Raw genomic sequence first — 16,848 nt, 5'->3', positions numbered from 1 at the left:
CAAGCTTCACTCTTTCACCTATTATCTCTTTAATACCTAATTATCAATTAGTACTAAGTCAAAAATAAATCATAGTTAGTTTTGAATTTATACTTAAAATCAATCAAGATTTCAAGGCAAGAGATTACGGTCTTTAACTAGTGTCACTTTGTTTAAAATGATGGTGTTCCATACGTCAGGGTACTAACCGATTGTATGGAATTTTCTAACATTTAAAATAGCTAATTCTTTTGAATCCAAATTCCGAATACATTCCTAAAATGTATTACTAAATAATAATCAATTAATATGAAACTAAGAATCACACTTCCATTTATCTTTTCATTTTTTCTACTTTTGATTTCTTGTGAAAAAGATGAAATCGAAAAAGCGTCTATCATCCCAACAATCAAAGAATTTAAATTTGAGGCCGTCTATAACAGTGGTCTTTCCGAAGACATCTACGGAGTAATCGATTCGGAGGAAAAGGTCATCAATGTAACTTTTCCGGCTCTCACATCCCTTTCAAATTTAAACCCAACAATAAGTGTTGCGGAAGGGATAAGTATTACACCTAACACTATTGAGCCACAAGATTTTTCCAGTCCAAAGACGTATACATTGAGTGGTGAAGGGTATATCACAACGACTTATACCGTGAAGGCTTCCGTTCAGAAAAGTGATGTTGCGTCAATTATTTCTTTTAATTTTTTGACCAGTAACAACCCACAATTAGAAGAAGCTATATCCACTGAGATAGAAGGTTCTACAATAAAAATGCAAGTCTCTGATGCTGTTGATTTATCTGCTTTAGTACCATCCATTGAACTCTCTCAAGGTGCGTCTATTACCCCAGATCAAGGCCAAACAATAGACTTTACACAAGAAGTAAAATTTATGGTTACGGCTCAAGATGGGATAACAAAGGTAGAATACACCTTCCTTATTACTACTTTGAATAGTGATAAAAAAATCAAATCATTTGACTTCAAGGTCGATGACATTTTATATGAAGGGGAGATTGACCATGACAATTACGAAATTTCGGTGTCTTTACCTTATAATACTGATTTAAGGAACCTAACTCCAATTATTGAAATAAGCGATAACTCTACTATTTCTCCATCATTAAATACAGCTCAAGATTTTACTCAAGAAATTACTTATGAAGTAATGGCGGAAGATAGAAGCACGCAAGAATACAAAGTGAATGTGAGCTTAATGAAAGAAACTTCTTTAGAAAATGACAGAGCTGTTTTAGAAGAATTCTATACTATCAATAAAGCTTACAACACCCTTTTTACTTACTTAGATTGGGACTTGAATGCTGAATCTATGGAAGAGTGGCAGGGTGTAACAATCACAGATGGTAGAGTAACAAGATTAATTATCTCCACTATTTATGTGAATGAGATCCCAAAAAGTTTTGGTGAATTATCAGAACTTACAAGTTTAACAGTTGTAGGAACTGACTTGAAAGAGTTGCCAAAAGAGGTTTGTGACCTTAAGAAATTGGAGATATTGAGTTTATACGATAATAAATTGTCATCTATTCCTTCCGAGATTGGAAAACTTAAATCATTGATGATTTTTCATTTGCAATATAATGAACTCACTGCACTCCCAATAGAAATAGGGGACATGAATAATCTTTTGAGTCTGAGCATTCAAAATAACAATATTAACGAGCTTCCAAATGAGTTGGTTAACTTGCCAAGATTGATTACACTGAATATACAAAACAATCCACTGACAGAGATTCCTCCAGGATTGTGTGATAAAAAGAATGAAATCAACAATCTAAATATTGTGATCACAAAAGACGAGGAGGATGTTTGTAACTAACCTTTAGGGTTGACCTTGGTTTTATTTATTAAACTGTCAAAACCTGATTTTACCTCATCAGTCGTTTACTTTATAACTTGTAGACGAATGATGAGGTAATTTGTTATTATAATAGATTGTGTAAAATGTTATAATGTAATTCTCATAATACTATTTGATAGGTAATGATATGAGGTTATATTTAAGAGCCTAAAATGGTCATGCAAAACTAACGCAATGTTACTATACCACTTAACTTAAAGCAGAAGTACCATTGTTTTATATAACTTTTAGCTCTTATTAATTTAAATCATTTTGAAAATTTCAATCGAAGACCTCATCGTCGTGACTGAACTTCCAGAACACGACAAACTACTGTTAAAGAGACTACCTAGCGTTCAGCATCGTAATATTAATGTTGAACAACTGTTTGCAGAAAATAAGTTTTTTGCTGTCAAGCATAGAAAAACAGGGAAGTTAATGTTAATCACTTTTTATCATGATTTTGGAGATTTTACCTATGCTCATACTACAATAGGAAGGGACGAAGTAAAAGAACTTGTATCTTATCCTTATTTGAAAGCAGCAACAAGAACTGCCCCTTGTTATAGTATTATGTTTAATTCTGAAGAATCAACCCGTAATCTTGAAAGACTTGGAGGAAAAAGAGTTAGTATCTCAGAAGTAGAAAAAAAAGTCCCGACTTTCATCGAAAACGTGAATAAGCTAACAGGTTCTCGTTTTTATAAATCGGATCAATTTCTTTTTGATCACAATGATCCTGAAGAAATAGATAACCCTATTTATATCATTACGAAAGAGACTTTTATTGATAATCCATTACTCGAAACAAAAAGCTAAACGATGATGTTTGAAAGAAATTTAGGGTTAATTACTGAGATGCAACAAGCAAAACTTTCTGAGGGTTCTGTACTGATAGCAGGTGTTGGAGGTATGGGTGGAGTGGCCGCTGAAGTGCTCGTTAGAATGGGAGTTGGTAATATTACAATCTGTGATTTTGATATTTTCGAAGCGTCAAATTGTAATAGACAATTGCATTCTAATTCGACAACTATTGGTCAACACAAAGCGGAGGTTTTGAAAGAAAAGTTCTTAGAAATTAATAATGAACTGAATATTCGAGCCTTTAATGAACCGGTGCAATTGGCTAATGTTGAACAATTATTGGAGAATGTAGATGTGATCATTAATGGCATGGATGACATGTTCAGTAGTATTGTATTAGAACGTACGGCTAGAAAGAAGAATATTACTATTGTGGATGCTTGGTTGACGCCTTATGCAAGTGTTTTTGTAATGAAGCCGGATAGTCCCCATTGGGAAGATTATTTAGAATTACCTACGGCAGGGGTGCCAATTGAGGCAATCACTGAAGAAATGTGCACTGAAGCTGTCAAAAAAGAAGTAGAGTATACTTTTTCTCACTTTTCACCATTTTCCATTATTGATAAAGATTGTGTAGATGATGTTTTGAACGGAAAACGTCCAAGACCAAGTTTAGCACCTGTGGTTTGGCTGTCCGGTACGCTTATGGCCAATGAGACATTTAAAGTTTTAACGGACCAAAAGCATACTGACAATAAGGGAATATTTATGGATCAGTACGATTATGCTATTAAAAAAGGATAGATCGTATAGAAATTATACATTGAAGACTTCTCATTCATTTGGGAAGTCTTTTTTTCTTAATAAGTGTAGAATATGAAGTATTTCTTTGGTAGAAAACAGTTAACATCTAATTATTATACGAGCTGTTTCATTAATTTCTTTTGTGTCTTCACACTTAAAAATGTAAATTAGAAATTCGTTTTGGCATTAACCCACTTCTATGAAAATTCGAAAACTGTACTTAAATTCAACACATCTTGAAGACCAACTACATTTCTATCAGAATACATTAGGGATTCCCCTTCTGAGTAAAAACGAAGAAAATATATCGCTAAAAGTAGGGGCATCAGAATTAGTTTTTCAAAAATCGGAAGAAAGTAAACCTTACCACTTTGCCTTCAATATTCCATTTGAACTCATTGAAAAAGCAGTGATTTGGTTAAAAGAAAGGGTTACAATATTAAAAGAAGGAGCCTCAGATATTCAAGATTTTTCAGCTTGGAAAGCAAAAGCAATTTATTTTTATGATAAAGATAAAAATATAGTAGAATTGATAGGAAGGGAAGAAGTGTCAGGAAATGGAAATGAAAACTTTGAAGCATCGTCTATTATCTCTATCTCTGAAATAGGTGTTCCATCAAAAGACATTGAAAAAGTGTATCAATCTATCCTTCGGTCTACCGATCAATCAATGCCTATATATGATGGTTCATTTCAACGGTTTTGTGCAGTTGGGAATCCAGAAGGCTTATTTATCTGTATTAATAATGATAAAAAAGGAACATGGTTTCCTACTGAGGACGTTGCTCTGTCATCTAGTTTTAAAATTGACTTGGAAAACGAAGGGGAGGAGATAAGGCTTCAGTTCAAGGAAGAAGAGGGCATTTTTGAAGAAGAATAATATTTCTTTTCATTCAGATTAGAAATTCCGTTAATAAATACAATTACTTAAGTATGGAGCATTAGAATTGAGGTTTTTCAATTATTTTGGAATGACTTTTAAGGTAAACATATTATAATCAAGTATATATACGCATTATGAAAAATTTTGTCATTAGAATTTTAGTCTCAGCGATTGCCGTATGGGCATGTGCAGGCTTTTTCCAATGGATAGCACCTAGTTCGGGAATACATTTAACAGATTATGGGACTGCAATTTGGGCAGCCTTGGCCATTGGTTTTATGAACGCTATTGTAAAGCCAATTCTAACTATACTAACATTGCCAATTACAGTTTTGACGTTAGGTCTTTTCTTGTTGGTTATCAATGCACTGATGTTTTACTGGGCAGGATCATTGATTGATGGTTTTGGCACGGGTGGTCTAACAATGTCATTTTTGTTTAGCCTTGTTTACTCTACAGTATTAACATTTTTGGATAGTGTATTTGGGGTACAAAGAGACTAATTGAAAGATGAATGCTGAGTTAACTATCATCAGCATTGACAATAAAAAATGGTGAATTATTAATGCTTACACTTTATAGAAAGCAATAATAATTCACCATTTATTTTTTAGAGCAAAAAACTTATGCTACAGGAACTTGCGTTTTCTGTAAAGCTTGCTCGATATCTGCTAAGATGTCGTCGATATGCTCATAACCTGTTGAGATTCTGACCATACCTGGAGTTACGCCACTAGTCAATTGCTCTTCAGCACTTAATTGTTCATGCGTAGTAGATGACGGGTGAATCGCTAAAGTTTTAGCATCGCCCACGTTGGCTAAATGAGAAACTAAGTTTAATGAAGAGACAAAAGTTTTTGCTGCTTCATAACCTCCTTTCACCTCAAAACTAAATACACCACCGGCACCATTTGTCAAGTACTTTTGAGCTAACTCATAATATTTACTTGATTTCAAGCCTGGGTAGTTTACTTTTTCTACTAACTCATGTGCTTCCAATTTTTCAGCAAGAGTTTGAGCATTGGCTACAATTCTTTCCATACGAAGAGAAAGTGTCTCTAAACCTTGTGTCAACTGGAAAGAGTTGAATGGGCTGATTGCTGGACCATAATCACGAAGTCCTTCCACTCTGGCTCTGATTGCAAATGCAATATTTGGTAAACCAAGAGGGTTGCCTTCACCAAATACTTCCCAGAATTTCAATCCATGATACCCTTCAGAAGGTTCAGTGAAGATTGGGAATTTACCATTACCCCAATCAAAGTTACCACCATCAACGATGATACCACCAATTGAAGTTCCATGTCCACCAATCCATTTTGTAGCAGATGCTGTTACAATGTTAGCACCATGTTTTAGAGGCTGGAATAAATATCCACCAGCACCAAAAGTGTTGTCTACAACTAATGGAATTTTATTATCTTTTGCGATTTCGGCAATTTTCTCAAAATCGGGAATGTTTAATTCTGGATTACCGATTGTTTCCAAATAAATGGCTTTTGTGTTCTCATCGATTTTAGCTGCGAACGCTTCAGGAGTATCACCTTCAGCAAAGCGAGCCTCAATACCAAGACGTTTAAATTGTACCTTGAATTGATTGTAAGTACCACCGTAAAGGAAAGAAGATGAAACAAAGTTATCTCCATTTTCCATGATGTTAGTCAAAGCAAGGAATTGAGCTGACTGACCTGATGCCGTAGCAACGGCAGCTACACCACCTTCTAAAGCGGCCATTCTTTTTTCAAAAACATCAGTTGTTGGGTTCATGATACGAGTATAGATGTTACCAAACTCTTTTAAACCAAAAAGGTTGGCAGCATGTTCTGCGTTATCAAAAACGTAAGATGTAGTTTGATAAATGGGTACGGCTCTTGAATTAGTTGTTGGGTCTACTTCTTGGCCTGCATGTAATTGTAATGTTTCGAATTTGTAATCGCTCATTTCTTAGTATCTATTTTTAAATAAACAACTTGATTTGAATTAGTTTGGATTCAGGTGAAAAGTAATACTCTACTGAATCTATAGGTAAAGTAAAGGAAAGTTACTTTACCTACAAAATATTCTACATGATTTTTGCAGTTTTTAATATAACCCTTCTTTTCTTTAAAAGATAGAAATTTAAGGCCTATTTTATTGAAATATGATAAAAGTAATGAAGAAATCGTATGTAGAATGGAAATGAGATTTAAGAATGGAATTGTTGTTAAAAAAAGTCAGAAGAGTTAATGTGTATTGCGTTATTTCACAATCTATCTTAATCTTTCTAAATGTATGATTATGGAGTTCACAACTCCTTTTTAAAGCAGGTAACTTTATGATTAAATACTAAATCTGATGTATTGAACTATAATACTTACTACTTTACTAAATTGAGATATATACTTTACATTACCGTCACTATTTCTTTTGGATTTAGTTTGTTCAGTTGTAAATCAATTGAAAATCAAAACGAGATTCCTAAAAAGATAACTTATAAGACTATTCAAAAACAAGAATTAGACTTAAATAAAAAGAATATAACAGGAATGGTTTATTCGGATAATTTGAAGTCCTTGTGGATTCAGACCAAAACCGAAAATGAACCCTATTTATTCCTAGTTAATCCTAAAACCGGGAAAACAAAGGAAAAGGTTTTTGTCCGAAGTATTTCCTTTGGTTGGCAGGGTATTTCCAATTATGAAAATACATTACACATAGGTGATATTGGCGATCCATCTAAAAAGAGAAAAAATATTCAAGTATTTTCAATTGCTGAAAGTGAAATCAGAGATCAATTTGTGGTGCCATCAACTAAGACTTTTATTTACCCTGAGGGTAAAAAAGATGCAAAAGCAATGGTGTATCATCCAAAATTGAAGCAGTTTTTTATTTTTACTTTTGGTAAAGAGAAAACAGAAGTTTATGGAATTTCTTCTAAGTTGGAAAAAGGAACTTTAGAAAAAGTGGGAGAACTAGAACTTACTGAAGTGACTGATGTACAGCTTTCTAGTGATTTGACAGAAATATTAATCGTTACTAATAATGAGGTAAATGTTTATGCGATCCCCACTAAAAATGACATTTTATCATCTATCAATAATGGTGTGCCCATTTTCCATAAGAAATTAAACAAATGTGAGTACAAGAGTGGATGCTTTTATGGTGCTCAAAATGATTTGTGCTTATTGGTTTACAACCCTATCCATGACAAAACATATTATACTTTAGAACAGAAGGAAGGTTATTTTTAAGATAGGTATAAAAACACTGACAACTAAGTTTTCGTTTAATGATAATCCATATTTCTATTAGACTTTATGGGGTATACCCTATAAATTCTTGCAGAAAGGCCGATAGAAAGTTGACGATAATTTAATTCTAATTTATTGAATCATACAAAAAGAGCATGTCTGAACGCTATTCAACCAATAATGGTGATACTAGAGTTCAAACATGCTTTTTTTATTTTCTAATTTTAAGGTTAGTGCTTTAAATTATAACACTTGCTTTTTGTGGGACATTTTTCTTTTTAAAGTTTCTTCCATACCACATTAAAAAACCAGTGACGGGCAAGGTAGATACAATAAGACTAGTCAGAAATGCAATGATTTTACCAGTGAGTCCTAAGATGCTTCCAACATGAATGTCATAATTCATTCTCATGACTAAATCAGAAAAATTAGCATCTGCATAAGTTCCGTAAATACTTTCAGTAGGTATAAGTTGGCTGGAATACTGATCGTAGAATAAATAATCGATGTCATAATACCTATCACCATAAATTACTTCAACCAATATTGAAAGACTATCTTCAGAAGGAATATGCACCTCGATCGTTTCAAAGTCAGGATATTGTTCCTTTACCAACGGATAAATATTGTGCATAGCATTATTTTCATCTGTCAGAGTAATGTTCACTTCAGAGTCATTATTGGGATGCAAGAAATAAAGTGATTTTTCACCGCCTACGGCTTTGTAAGTAACAAAAGCAAACCACCCCAAACCAATAACTACACCAGTATAGGCAATCGTAAGACTTAATGCAGAAGCATAAAACCCAACAATACTGTGTAAATCATAGTTTTTTCTTTTCCATTTAGTTTTTTCGTTCCAATCAAAAGTAAAGCGTTGTTTTCTTTGTTTTTTCGAATTAGGCCACCAAAGCACAATTCCTGATATAATAATAAAAAGAAAAGTAAAAGTGCCGTAAGATGTAAGAGGTGTACCTATATCTTCGGGTAACCATAAACTGACATGTCCTCTGAGTACAAAGGCAAAGAAACCGGAAAGATGATCTTCTGAATGTAATACTTTTCCATCGTATGGATTGATATAAACGGACCTGTAAAACTCTGGGTCAGCTTCATAAAATATAACTTCAGTAGCCTTGTTATCTCCTTGGTAAGCAATACCATGAATCAAATGCCCAGGAAAAACCTCAGCGGCGATTTCTTTGATTTTTAAAGGAGAGAGTACTTCTTTATTCTGTGGTATTATTTGTGAATAGTCATCAAAGTAGTTTTTAATTTCTTTATTAAATACCCAACAACAACCTGTTATACTTAAAATAAATACAATAAGACCTGATATAAAGCCTGTATATAAATGTAGTTTTCTAAATATTTTTTTTATTGATTTCTTGTTCATGAGAGAGATGTAAAAAATGTTGCCCCAAAAAAGCATTTTTATCGACTTTTATTTACTATTTGAAAGCATTATTTCAAGCTATTAGTAATACGCCATAAAACCCTCCTCAAATATTGAGGAAGGTTTAAGTATGGACTCTTTATTTATAGGAAATTGGACTTACTGAGTAGCTAAACTTTCAGTAAGTGAAGATTTGTTTCTGAATACTTTATCAAAAACTGTTAGTATTGCGAAAACGAGAAACGAATAAATAGGTATAATCATTAATACACCTTGTTGGTTCATGGTTGCGAATCCGAAAAGACCCATTCCCCAATCAATGACCACCCATTGAAGGAAATAAATAATAGTCACATTCTTACTCGCATAAACCAGAAATTGAAATAAACTGGTGTTTAAAATAATTTTTGAGATAAAGTGCGAAAAATAGATAAACGAAGTATTTACCCCGAGTAGCAATAACATACCACCTGGACCTAAATGATAGTAGTCTCCAAAGTGATAGTCATAGTTATAGTAACAAAGAGAAGCGCCAATGACAATTGTTGTAGCAGAAAGTAATAGTACTTTCTGGAAGAAAAATGGAATATTCGTTTTATTCTCTTTGTACAATTCTCCTACAAACCTTCCTAGAAGAATAAAGCCCATCCAAGGGAAAACTGGGAAATAAACATTATACTGATTTCCCCATAAGAGATCCAGCACATAATCGACACCACCAATTCCCAAACGAATACCGCTTACTGCTCTTGTGGAAAGTACTATACTCAATGCCACTGCAAGTATTACATATTTATTCTTGAAAATAGGAACACAAAAACTCATGATAATTAATGACACCCCTGCCAATTGAAGTATGTCTCCAAGAAGTAAAAAGTGAATTGAATTATCTATAAGATGCTCTGGGTTTAATCCATGAGCAACGATCAGGTTTTCTGGGAAAAACCCCAAGAGCATCGGTATAATGAACTTAAATGTATTGAGTAAATACCCTATTCCTACTATTTTAAAACCACGAATAAGTAATGCTTTAAAACTCTGACGTTTAGAAAAAACAAAGGAAATACCCATTGCCACCATAAAAGATGGACTGCCCCTTTCTATCCATTTCATGATGAAACCAAGGTTGCTGTCGTTCCATGTTTCAGCAGATGCATACATCATCATACAGTGTAGTGGAATCAAAAAGAGGACACTTACTCCTCTAAAAAAATCGAGCGAATGTAATCGTTGTGTGCTCATCATTAAGCGTAGTTAGATTGAAATTGTCGGATTGGATTCTTAATTCTACCAATAAATTGCAAACTATTAACAGGATCTGTAAGATCCACCATTTGCTTATTGTTCTGAAGTTGAAGTCGGTTTAAACAGGAAAGAATAAAATCCTCACTAAAAAGATCGCTTTTAGCAAATTTCTCAGACAAATGAGGGTTCTCTGCTTGATATGATAGTATGCAATCACTCACTAATTCCCAGAATTGCCCCTCTTTCATCACCTCATGTTCTTCCACGATTTGACCAACGAAACGGAAGAAACAATCAAATACATCGGTTAAGATACTTAGAGCTTTGATTTCATCTGTCGTTTTGACCACTAATCGTTGAACAGGTTCTGGCAGACCTTCTTCTTCTTCAAACAAGACAACTTCTTCAGTGATGTCTTTCATGAAGATACCTACAGGAATGTTATTTTCCATTCTGAGGATAAGGTTTTCTCCATGAGGCATGAAGGCTATTTCATGTTGATATAAACAATGAAGAAGAGGTTTTAAATAAACATTCAGATAACAATTGATCCATTCTTGAGGAGAAAGTTGTGAAGTTTGAATGTATGCTTTAAGTAATGATTCCCCTTCTGGCGTGATATGTAACAAAGAAGCCATTGTAGTAGCTTTTTGGTCATTTTTTAAATAATGCTCAGGCGATTCTCTCCAGAGCACTGCCAACATTTTATTATAAGCGTTTGTTCTTCCTAAAGATTCGAAATTAGTATTTCTATATCCTAGAGTTGCCACTTCACCCAACATTTCAAAACCATATTTTCGTAAGTACTCATCGGGTTGAAGTTTTTGATTGATCCATTCAGTGATGGAAGGCGTAGACTGCATATAATAAGGTGAAAGTCCACGTAAAAAGCCCATGTTTTGAATAGAAAGTGCTGTTTTTACATAATACTTTTCAGGGTAACTTCTATTGTAAAGCGTTCTTATTGATTGTTGAGGTTGATAAGTATCAGAACCTTCTCCTAGTAAAATAAGCTTCTTTTTGGTGATATCAGAAGAGAAAATAGTAGACAACTTACTTTGCCATTGCCAAGGGTGCATTGGAAAGATGATATAATCTTCAGGGTCTAGGCCTTGTACTTTTAAGATATTTTGGAAGATTTGAAATTGAGCTTCACCCATTTCTTGATGCATTACATCTTCATAACTCAATCCAGCAATAGAGGTAAAAGTGGCGACAGAACGATGTCCTGCTAACCACAATAATTGAAACCCGTTTGATGCCTCAGGGGAATAGTGCAGGAAGTCTTGAGCAGTAAAACCAATTCTCCCACTGTTGGCAACGAAACAGGGATGGCCCTCAATCATATTACCTTCTATTGTCTGGAAACTTGAATCAGCAAGAGTAAGTGCTGAAGTGGTATGATGAGTATATTTATAATTTAAAGAGTAAAGTGTATTGGTAATTTCTTCTAGATAGGTGGGTAACATTTCAGAAGGAATTTCCAATTGATCTTTGAACTCTTGAATAAAATCAAGTAACGAGAGGTCTACATTTTTGCCATACACTTGTTTTACAATGGTTTCAGGTTTAATCCACCAATGGTCTAGTTGTAATATCTTGGCTCTGAAAATATAGCTTACTTGCTGATCTGAGCTTTGAATTTGATAAGTAGAAAACTCATCCTCAGCAATAAGTGTAGGTTGTAATAGCTTTTCGTGTGCAAATTCACTCATCGCTTTACTTACATATTTTCTATTGACTTGTTTCCAAGTGGAAGCCTTTAAATGATCAATGGCTTCTTTATGATTTGCTAGTGATAATCTATTCATGATGATAAAATCAAGGAAGTTGAATGTGGTCTAATGCTTTTTGAAAACTATTTCTATCATTAAATGCTAGAAAGGCAGTTTTCTCTTCGAACTCTATTTTTTTGTTATAAGTAAACCCTGCTTTTTTATTTAAAACATGAATTTTTTCATTATTGATATCAGGTTCAACAACCGCTCTTTCTACTTCATCTTGTTGAAATAAGAAAGTGAGCAGGTAAACGAAAATATGAGTAGTGAATTGAGAAATTACCGTTTCTTTAGGACCAGCAAGAATATGAAATCCATAATCCCCAATTTTAGCATCATAATGTTCACCTACTCTGTCTTTAGGAGCATAGTAGAACTCTACTAAAAACACTTTCTTATCATTGAGCACACCCCAAAAAACACAAGTATTCTTTCCATCTAAAATTTCTTTATAGGAAGCGTATACTGTTTCGATGGAACTATTTTCCAATTGCCAATATTTTGCATAAGGTTGGTTGACCCAATGGTGGAGCAATGGAATATCTTTGTCTAATTGAAAAGGAGCGAATTTAAATGATAAATCCTGATTAATGTTGTAACTACTTTCGGCGGCTTTTTTTGCCCAAAAGTCAATTCCGAAAGGAGTTTCATATATATTTTGTACCATTATATCTAAGCATTTGCTGTTGTTAATTCTGGTTCCTCTTCTTCTTTTTTCAAGTAGCTATTAAATCCTAAAAGGAAGAAACTACCAGTAAATAGGAACCCAACGATTGACATCCAAAATGTCATTTGTATAGAGAAAAGATCTACGGTAAATCCCGCAATCATTGAGGAAACCAAAACACCAAAGTTTTGCATCAAATGAATCCTACTGTAATCTGTAGCATAATCTGATGGTGTTGAAAGTGTGAAGGCTATGACATCAAATTGTACATAAAGCTGGAAAATGGCCCAACCATATATTAATCGCCCCACGATGACGACTCCCTCTATCATACTTCCCTGTAAAGCAATTCCTACAATGCCCAATACAACTGCAGGTAATATTTGTTTAAAACTACTTTTTTCCGATTTGAACTTGTGGTTGTACCATAGAGCTATCAAACCAACAAATGCAGGAAGTGAGTACATTAAACCTGAAATAACTTTACTATCATATTCAGAAATAATTTCCCAATAGACAGAGAAGAAAGGACGAATCAAAAATGTACTGAAATAGAGTGTCATTGTAATGGCTCCAATCATAAAAATTGGTTTTTTGATATGGAAAAAACCTTGTTGGGTGCTTGCTTCTTCATGTACAATAGATTTTACTTTTCTTCTGTATTTAAGATAAAAACAAACGCCTAACTGTGTGAAATCACCCATTGCCATAATGAAAAAGACTACATAAGTATCAATATAATCTACTATTGCACCTCCAATAAAAGCACCCATGATAGCCCCTAAATGAACAATCACCGAAAGAATACTAATCGAGGAGGTGTGTTCATCTTCTTCATCCAATTGCATGATATAAGGATAGATCAATAAATAACTACCCTTGAAGAATATCATCGTTAAAGCAATTCCCCAGAAAAGCACAATGTGATCTATCCAATAGATACTTACACACAGTAATCCCGCTATCAGCTGCGTATAAATCAGTAAAGAAAAAAGATCTGCATTCTTTTGTACTTTTGCCCAAAATGGGAAAGCTACCATAACTGTTAAACAACAAGCAGCTAAATAATACCCAACATGTTCTGAGCTAAAAACTCCAAACCTTTCTCCAAAAAACTGAGGGTAGAAGGGATGTAGCATAGTGTCGCTCACCACAGCAACAAGTGTGATGAGCATTAGTATTGTTTTCACTTTCATACCAGAACTTCTTCTTTTATGATTTCCTCTTTTTCAGATACTTTGAATTGTTGGAATGCGATTTTCTTTTCGATAGGGTAATACTCTTTGCCCGTAATCTCCTTGATGATATATGAATTACGATAGCTCCCCATACCAAGATCTGGAGAAACAAAACCGTGTGTGTAAAGTTCTGCATTTTGAACAAAAATATTTTTACTTCCCTTATCTATGGTATAATTACGATTCGCTCTTAATCTTCCCTTTTCATCCCACTGAACGTGCTTAAGTAGACCTTCCATAAAAGAAGGTAGTTTATAATGATACCCAGTAGCCATTACCACAGCTTCAGTGTCATGCTGATAGAATTTTTCTTCCTCGTTTTGGAATACCTCAAGCTGTACTTTATCACCAGCAATAGTAGAGGCGGTCACTGTTGAATTGGTACGTAGGTTAATATCTACATCATTCATCAGTTTCTTAGCATATATTGTATCAAAAATACCATTGATCAAATCTGAGTTGATGCCTTTGTAAAGGTGCTTTTGTTCTTGAAGTAGTGCTTCTCTTTTTGCCAATGGAAGTTCATAGAAATAATCCACATACTCAGGTGAGGTCATCTCTAACGTCAGTTTAGTGTATTCCATTGGGAAGAAACGATGTGAGCGTGTAATCCAGTTTAATTGATAGCCATAAGCATCAACTTCTTCTAGTAAATCACTAAATACTTCAGCCGCACTTTGCCCACTTCCCACTACAGTAATTGCTTTTTTCTTCTGAAGTTCAGCTTTATTTTTTAGGTAAGAAGCTGAATGAATTGCTTTTTCGCCTATACCTTTGAGGGCGTCGGGAACGTAAGGAGAAGTTCCAGTTCCCAACACCACTTTTTTACACCTGTAAATCAAAGGTTCATTGGTTTCAGAAGTTAGACAGGTTAGATAAAAAACTTGTTCATCATCGTTAAAGCATATCATTTCAACGTTTGTTGAAAACTTCAAGGTATTAAGTTGTTGTACTACCCATTGGCAATACAAATTATATTCGTTTCTTAGCAAGAGGAAGTCTTCCTTGATATAAAAAGAATACATTCTTCCCATTTGCTTAGCATAATTTAAAAAGGAATATGGACTGGTAGGGTCCGCTAAAGTAACCAAATCGGCCATAAATGGAATTTGGAGTGTTGTATTTTCCATCAACATTCCAGGGTGCCAATTAAATTGTTCTGCTCTATCTAAGAAAAGGCAATCTAATTCTTCAATTGGTTCAGTAAGGCAAGCTAACCCAAGATTAAAGGGACCAATTCCAACCCCAATAATGTCATATATTTTTTCGTTCATTTGTATTTTTTTTAAGCGATTTTGTTTTCGTCTTCTACGATTTGTTTTCCTATTCGTGAAAGAATTGATAAAATTTCTTCGAAGTTTTCTTCCGTCATAATAGGGTTCAAAATGGTAAACTTCAGGTAATAATTACCCTTGAATTTTGTGCCTGCAACTACAGCTTCACCATCAGCAAACAACTTTTTCCTCAACAAAATATTAAGTGAATTCAGCTGTTCATTATTCATGTTTTCAGGTTTGAAACGGAATACAAGAGAGTGTAAAGCAGGAGGGTTTAACAATTCAAATTCTCGATGCAACTCAATAATTTTGGCTGCTTTTTGGGTCAATTGTAGTGTCTGCTCATAATAGGCACCTAATTGATCTGTACCCATCAAACGGAAAGTCATCCATAATTTCAAGGCATCAAATCTTTTTGTTGTTTGAAGTGATTTATCTACTTGATTGGGAACACCTGCATCTTTATGATCTTTTGGATTTAAATAATCTGCATGATGACTAATTAAATGAAGTGAGTTAGGATCTTTCACTACAAAACCACTACAACTTACCGTTTGAAAATAAGTTTTATGATAATCTACTGTAGTAGAATCAGATTTCTCTATACCAGCTAACAGATATTTATATTCATCAGATAGTAATAATCCTCCTCCAACAGCAGCATCCACATGGAACCAAACTTGGTATCGTTGTGCAATGGTTGCTATTTTGTTTAAGGGGTCAATACTACCATAATCTGTGGTTCCGGCAGTAGCTACAATTCCGATTGGGCAGTTGCCATTGATGTATTCATTTAAAATAGCAGACTCTAAGGCTTCAGTATCCATCACAAATTGGTCAGAGACAGGAATACTCACTACTGCTTCTTCTCCTAAACCTAAGAGTGCTGCACTTTTTTTAATACTGAAATGACTACACTCAGAGCAGAAGATTTTCAATTGACCTTTAGCATTTGAAACGCCTTTCATTGTAACATCATGCTTTTGTCGTTTATGATAAAAAGCGTCTCTCATTAATAAAACAGCCATTAAATTGGATTGCGTACCGCCACTGGTAAATACACCATCAGGTGTTTTGAACCCAATTTGTTTACCCGTCCAATCGATCAATTTCTGCTCAATGAATGTACCACCGGCACTTTGATCATAAGTATCAAGAGACGAATTGACTGCTGAAAGTATTTGTTCACCAATCAGTGATGGTATTACAATCGGGCAGTTAAGGTGAGCGATGTATTTTGGAAGATGAAATGCTACTGCATGATCCAAATAAATATTTTCTAACTCATCCATGACAAATTGTTCATCAAGAGGGGTCTTATTGATGTTGATTTGTTCAAAGGCGGTTCTTAGTTCTTCATGTTGAATTCCACTAAACGGTTTTTTTCTTCTTTTTAGAAATTTAAAAATTCTCTTTGTAGCCGTAATGACTCCTTTTTTGTATCGGATGATATTATCCTCATCTTGATTAAAAAGAAATGAAAAGTTTGTAGAGTCATTGGCTTTTTGCTGGTTGTTTTCCTTTGCTAATAAAGGTATCATTTTGTTGGTAAGTTAAGATGTAATTTTAGTTTTGTTATTTAGAATAGTTATAAATAACACTGCAAATATTGATTGGGTTTTTCATCCAAAAGCATCGGATTCGGAAATTAAAATTACGAATTAGGATATAAAATCTTTGA

The 16,848-nt window shown here is 34.1% G+C and carries 14 protein-coding genes; 6 read left to right on the top strand and 8 right to left on the bottom strand.

Features of this window, described 5'->3' with window-relative positions; genetic code table 11:
- The first annotated feature begins 288 nt into the window (after nt 1–288).
- The 5 genes from IC221_RS12835 to IC221_RS12815 all read left to right on the top strand — a co-directional run bounded on the left by IC221_RS12835 (nt 289) and on the right by IC221_RS12815 (nt 4,839).
- Nucleotides 289–1,824, top strand: coding sequence for a DUF5018 domain-containing protein (locus IC221_RS12835; RefSeq protein WP_188169352.1), 1,536 nt, complete (start codon nt 289–291; stop codon nt 1,822–1,824).
- 294 nt (nt 1,825–2,118) lie between these two features.
- On the top strand, nt 2,119–2,664 hold the full coding sequence (locus IC221_RS12830) for a hypothetical protein (protein ID WP_188169351.1): 546 nt from the start codon (nt 2,119–2,121) through the stop codon (nt 2,662–2,664).
- A 3-nt stretch (nt 2,665–2,667) separates the two neighbouring features.
- The gene (locus IC221_RS12825) at nt 2,668–3,453 is read left to right on the top strand and encodes a ThiF family adenylyltransferase (protein ID WP_188169350.1); all 786 of its coding nucleotides are present in this window, start codon (nt 2,668–2,670) and stop codon (nt 3,451–3,453) included.
- Nucleotides 3,454–3,652: 199 nt separating this feature from the next.
- Nucleotides 3,653–4,333, top strand: coding sequence for a VOC family protein (locus tag IC221_RS12820; protein WP_188169349.1), 681 nt, complete (start codon nt 3,653–3,655; stop codon nt 4,331–4,333).
- A 137-nt stretch (nt 4,334–4,470) separates the two neighbouring features.
- Complete coding sequence (locus IC221_RS12815) at nt 4,471–4,839, top strand: phage holin family protein (RefSeq protein WP_044205843.1); 369 nt, start codon at nt 4,471–4,473, stop codon at nt 4,837–4,839.
- A gap of 121 nt (nt 4,840–4,960) precedes the next feature.
- Here IC221_RS12815 and IC221_RS12810 read toward each other — a convergent pair whose 3' ends face one another.
- Entirely contained in the window at nt 4,961–6,277 is a 1,317-nt protein-coding gene (locus tag IC221_RS12810; RefSeq protein WP_188169348.1) for an O-acetylhomoserine aminocarboxypropyltransferase/cysteine synthase family protein, read from the bottom strand.
- Between the two features lie 428 nt (nt 6,278–6,705).
- Between IC221_RS12810 and IC221_RS12805 the strand changes: the two genes are divergently transcribed.
- Nucleotides 6,706–7,566 (top strand): hypothetical protein, encoded by an 861-nt coding sequence (locus IC221_RS12805; RefSeq protein ID WP_188169347.1) that lies wholly within the window; start codon nt 6,706–6,708, stop codon nt 7,564–7,566.
- Between the two features lie 238 nt (nt 7,567–7,804).
- Here the strand turns inward: IC221_RS12805 and IC221_RS12800 are convergent, their stop codons facing one another.
- From IC221_RS12800 to IC221_RS12770, 7 genes are all read right to left on the bottom strand, one after another.
- Nucleotides 7,805–8,962 (bottom strand): PepSY domain-containing protein, encoded by a 1,158-nt coding sequence (locus IC221_RS12800; protein WP_188169346.1) that lies wholly within the window; start codon nt 8,960–8,962, stop codon nt 7,805–7,807.
- Nucleotides 8,963–9,121: 159 nt separating this feature from the next.
- Nucleotides 9,122–10,207, bottom strand: a complete 1,086-nt coding sequence (locus IC221_RS12795) for a heparan-alpha-glucosaminide N-acetyltransferase domain-containing protein (protein WP_188169345.1) — start codon at nt 10,205–10,207, stop codon at nt 9,122–9,124.
- Nucleotides 10,207–12,018 (bottom strand): IucA/IucC family siderophore biosynthesis protein, encoded by a 1,812-nt coding sequence (locus IC221_RS12790; RefSeq protein ID WP_188169344.1) that lies wholly within the window; start codon nt 12,016–12,018, stop codon nt 10,207–10,209. The genes IC221_RS12795 and IC221_RS12790 overlap by 1 nt, the downstream gene beginning before the upstream one ends.
- 10 nt (nt 12,019–12,028) lie before the next feature.
- Nucleotides 12,029–12,652, bottom strand: coding sequence for a GNAT family N-acetyltransferase (locus IC221_RS12785; protein ID WP_188169343.1), 624 nt, complete (start codon nt 12,650–12,652; stop codon nt 12,029–12,031).
- 5 nt (nt 12,653–12,657) lie between these two features.
- Nucleotides 12,658–13,848 carry an MFS transporter gene (locus IC221_RS12780; RefSeq protein WP_188169342.1) on the bottom strand — a complete coding sequence of 397 codons (1,191 nt, stop codon included), beginning with the start codon at nt 13,846–13,848 and terminating at the stop codon, nt 12,658–12,660.
- Nucleotides 13,845–15,164, bottom strand: a complete 1,320-nt coding sequence (locus IC221_RS12775) for a lysine N(6)-hydroxylase/L-ornithine N(5)-oxygenase family protein (protein WP_188169341.1) — start codon at nt 15,162–15,164, stop codon at nt 13,845–13,847. Before IC221_RS12775 ends, IC221_RS12780 begins: the two co-directional genes overlap by 4 nt.
- An 11-nt stretch (nt 15,165–15,175) precedes the next feature.
- Nucleotides 15,176–16,708 carry an aspartate aminotransferase family protein gene (locus IC221_RS12770; protein WP_188169340.1) on the bottom strand — a complete coding sequence of 511 codons (1,533 nt, stop codon included), beginning with the start codon at nt 16,706–16,708 and terminating at the stop codon, nt 15,176–15,178.
- Nucleotides 16,709–16,848 lie beyond the last annotated feature (140 nt).

It is taken from the genome of Flammeovirga sp. EKP202 (assembly GCF_014534745.1).
Taxonomy (GTDB): domain Bacteria; phylum Bacteroidota; class Bacteroidia; order Cytophagales; family Flammeovirgaceae; genus Flammeovirga.
Note: the sequence above shows the minus strand (reverse complement) of the source record. Positions and strands in the feature narration are given on the sequence as shown.

Excerpts from the sequence above, each read along its gene's own strand:
- IC221_RS12835 (WP_188169352.1), top strand. The coding sequence starts at position 289 with ATGAAACTAAGAATCACACTTCCATTTATCTTTTCATTTTTTCTACTT.
- IC221_RS12825 (WP_188169350.1), top strand. The coding sequence starts at position 2,668 with ATGATGTTTGAAAGAAATTTAGGGTTAATTACTGAGATGCAACAAGCA.
- IC221_RS12820 (WP_188169349.1), top strand. The coding sequence starts at position 3,653 with ATGAAAATTCGAAAACTGTACTTAAATTCAACACATCTTGAAGACCAA.
- IC221_RS12815 (WP_044205843.1), top strand. The coding sequence starts at position 4,471 with ATGAAAAATTTTGTCATTAGAATTTTAGTCTCAGCGATTGCCGTATGG.
- IC221_RS12810 (WP_188169348.1), bottom strand. The coding sequence starts at position 6,277 with ATGAGCGATTACAAATTCGAAACATTACAATTACATGCAGGCCAAGAA.
- IC221_RS12800 (WP_188169346.1), bottom strand. The coding sequence starts at position 8,962 with ATGAACAAGAAATCAATAAAAAAAATATTTAGAAAACTACATTTATAT.
- IC221_RS12795 (WP_188169345.1), bottom strand. The coding sequence starts at position 10,207 with ATGATGAGCACACAACGATTACATTCGCTCGATTTTTTTAGAGGAGTA.
- IC221_RS12790 (WP_188169344.1), bottom strand. The coding sequence starts at position 12,018 with ATGAATAGATTATCACTAGCAAATCATAAAGAAGCCATTGATCATTTA.
- IC221_RS12785 (WP_188169343.1), bottom strand. The coding sequence starts at position 12,652 with ATGGTACAAAATATATATGAAACTCCTTTCGGAATTGACTTTTGGGCA.
- IC221_RS12780 (WP_188169342.1), bottom strand. The coding sequence starts at position 13,848 with ATGAAAGTGAAAACAATACTAATGCTCATCACACTTGTTGCTGTGGTG.
- IC221_RS12775 (WP_188169341.1), bottom strand. The coding sequence starts at position 15,164 with ATGAACGAAAAAATATATGACATTATTGGGGTTGGAATTGGTCCCTTT.
- IC221_RS12770 (WP_188169340.1), bottom strand. The coding sequence starts at position 16,708 with ATGATACCTTTATTAGCAAAGGAAAACAACCAGCAAAAAGCCAATGAC.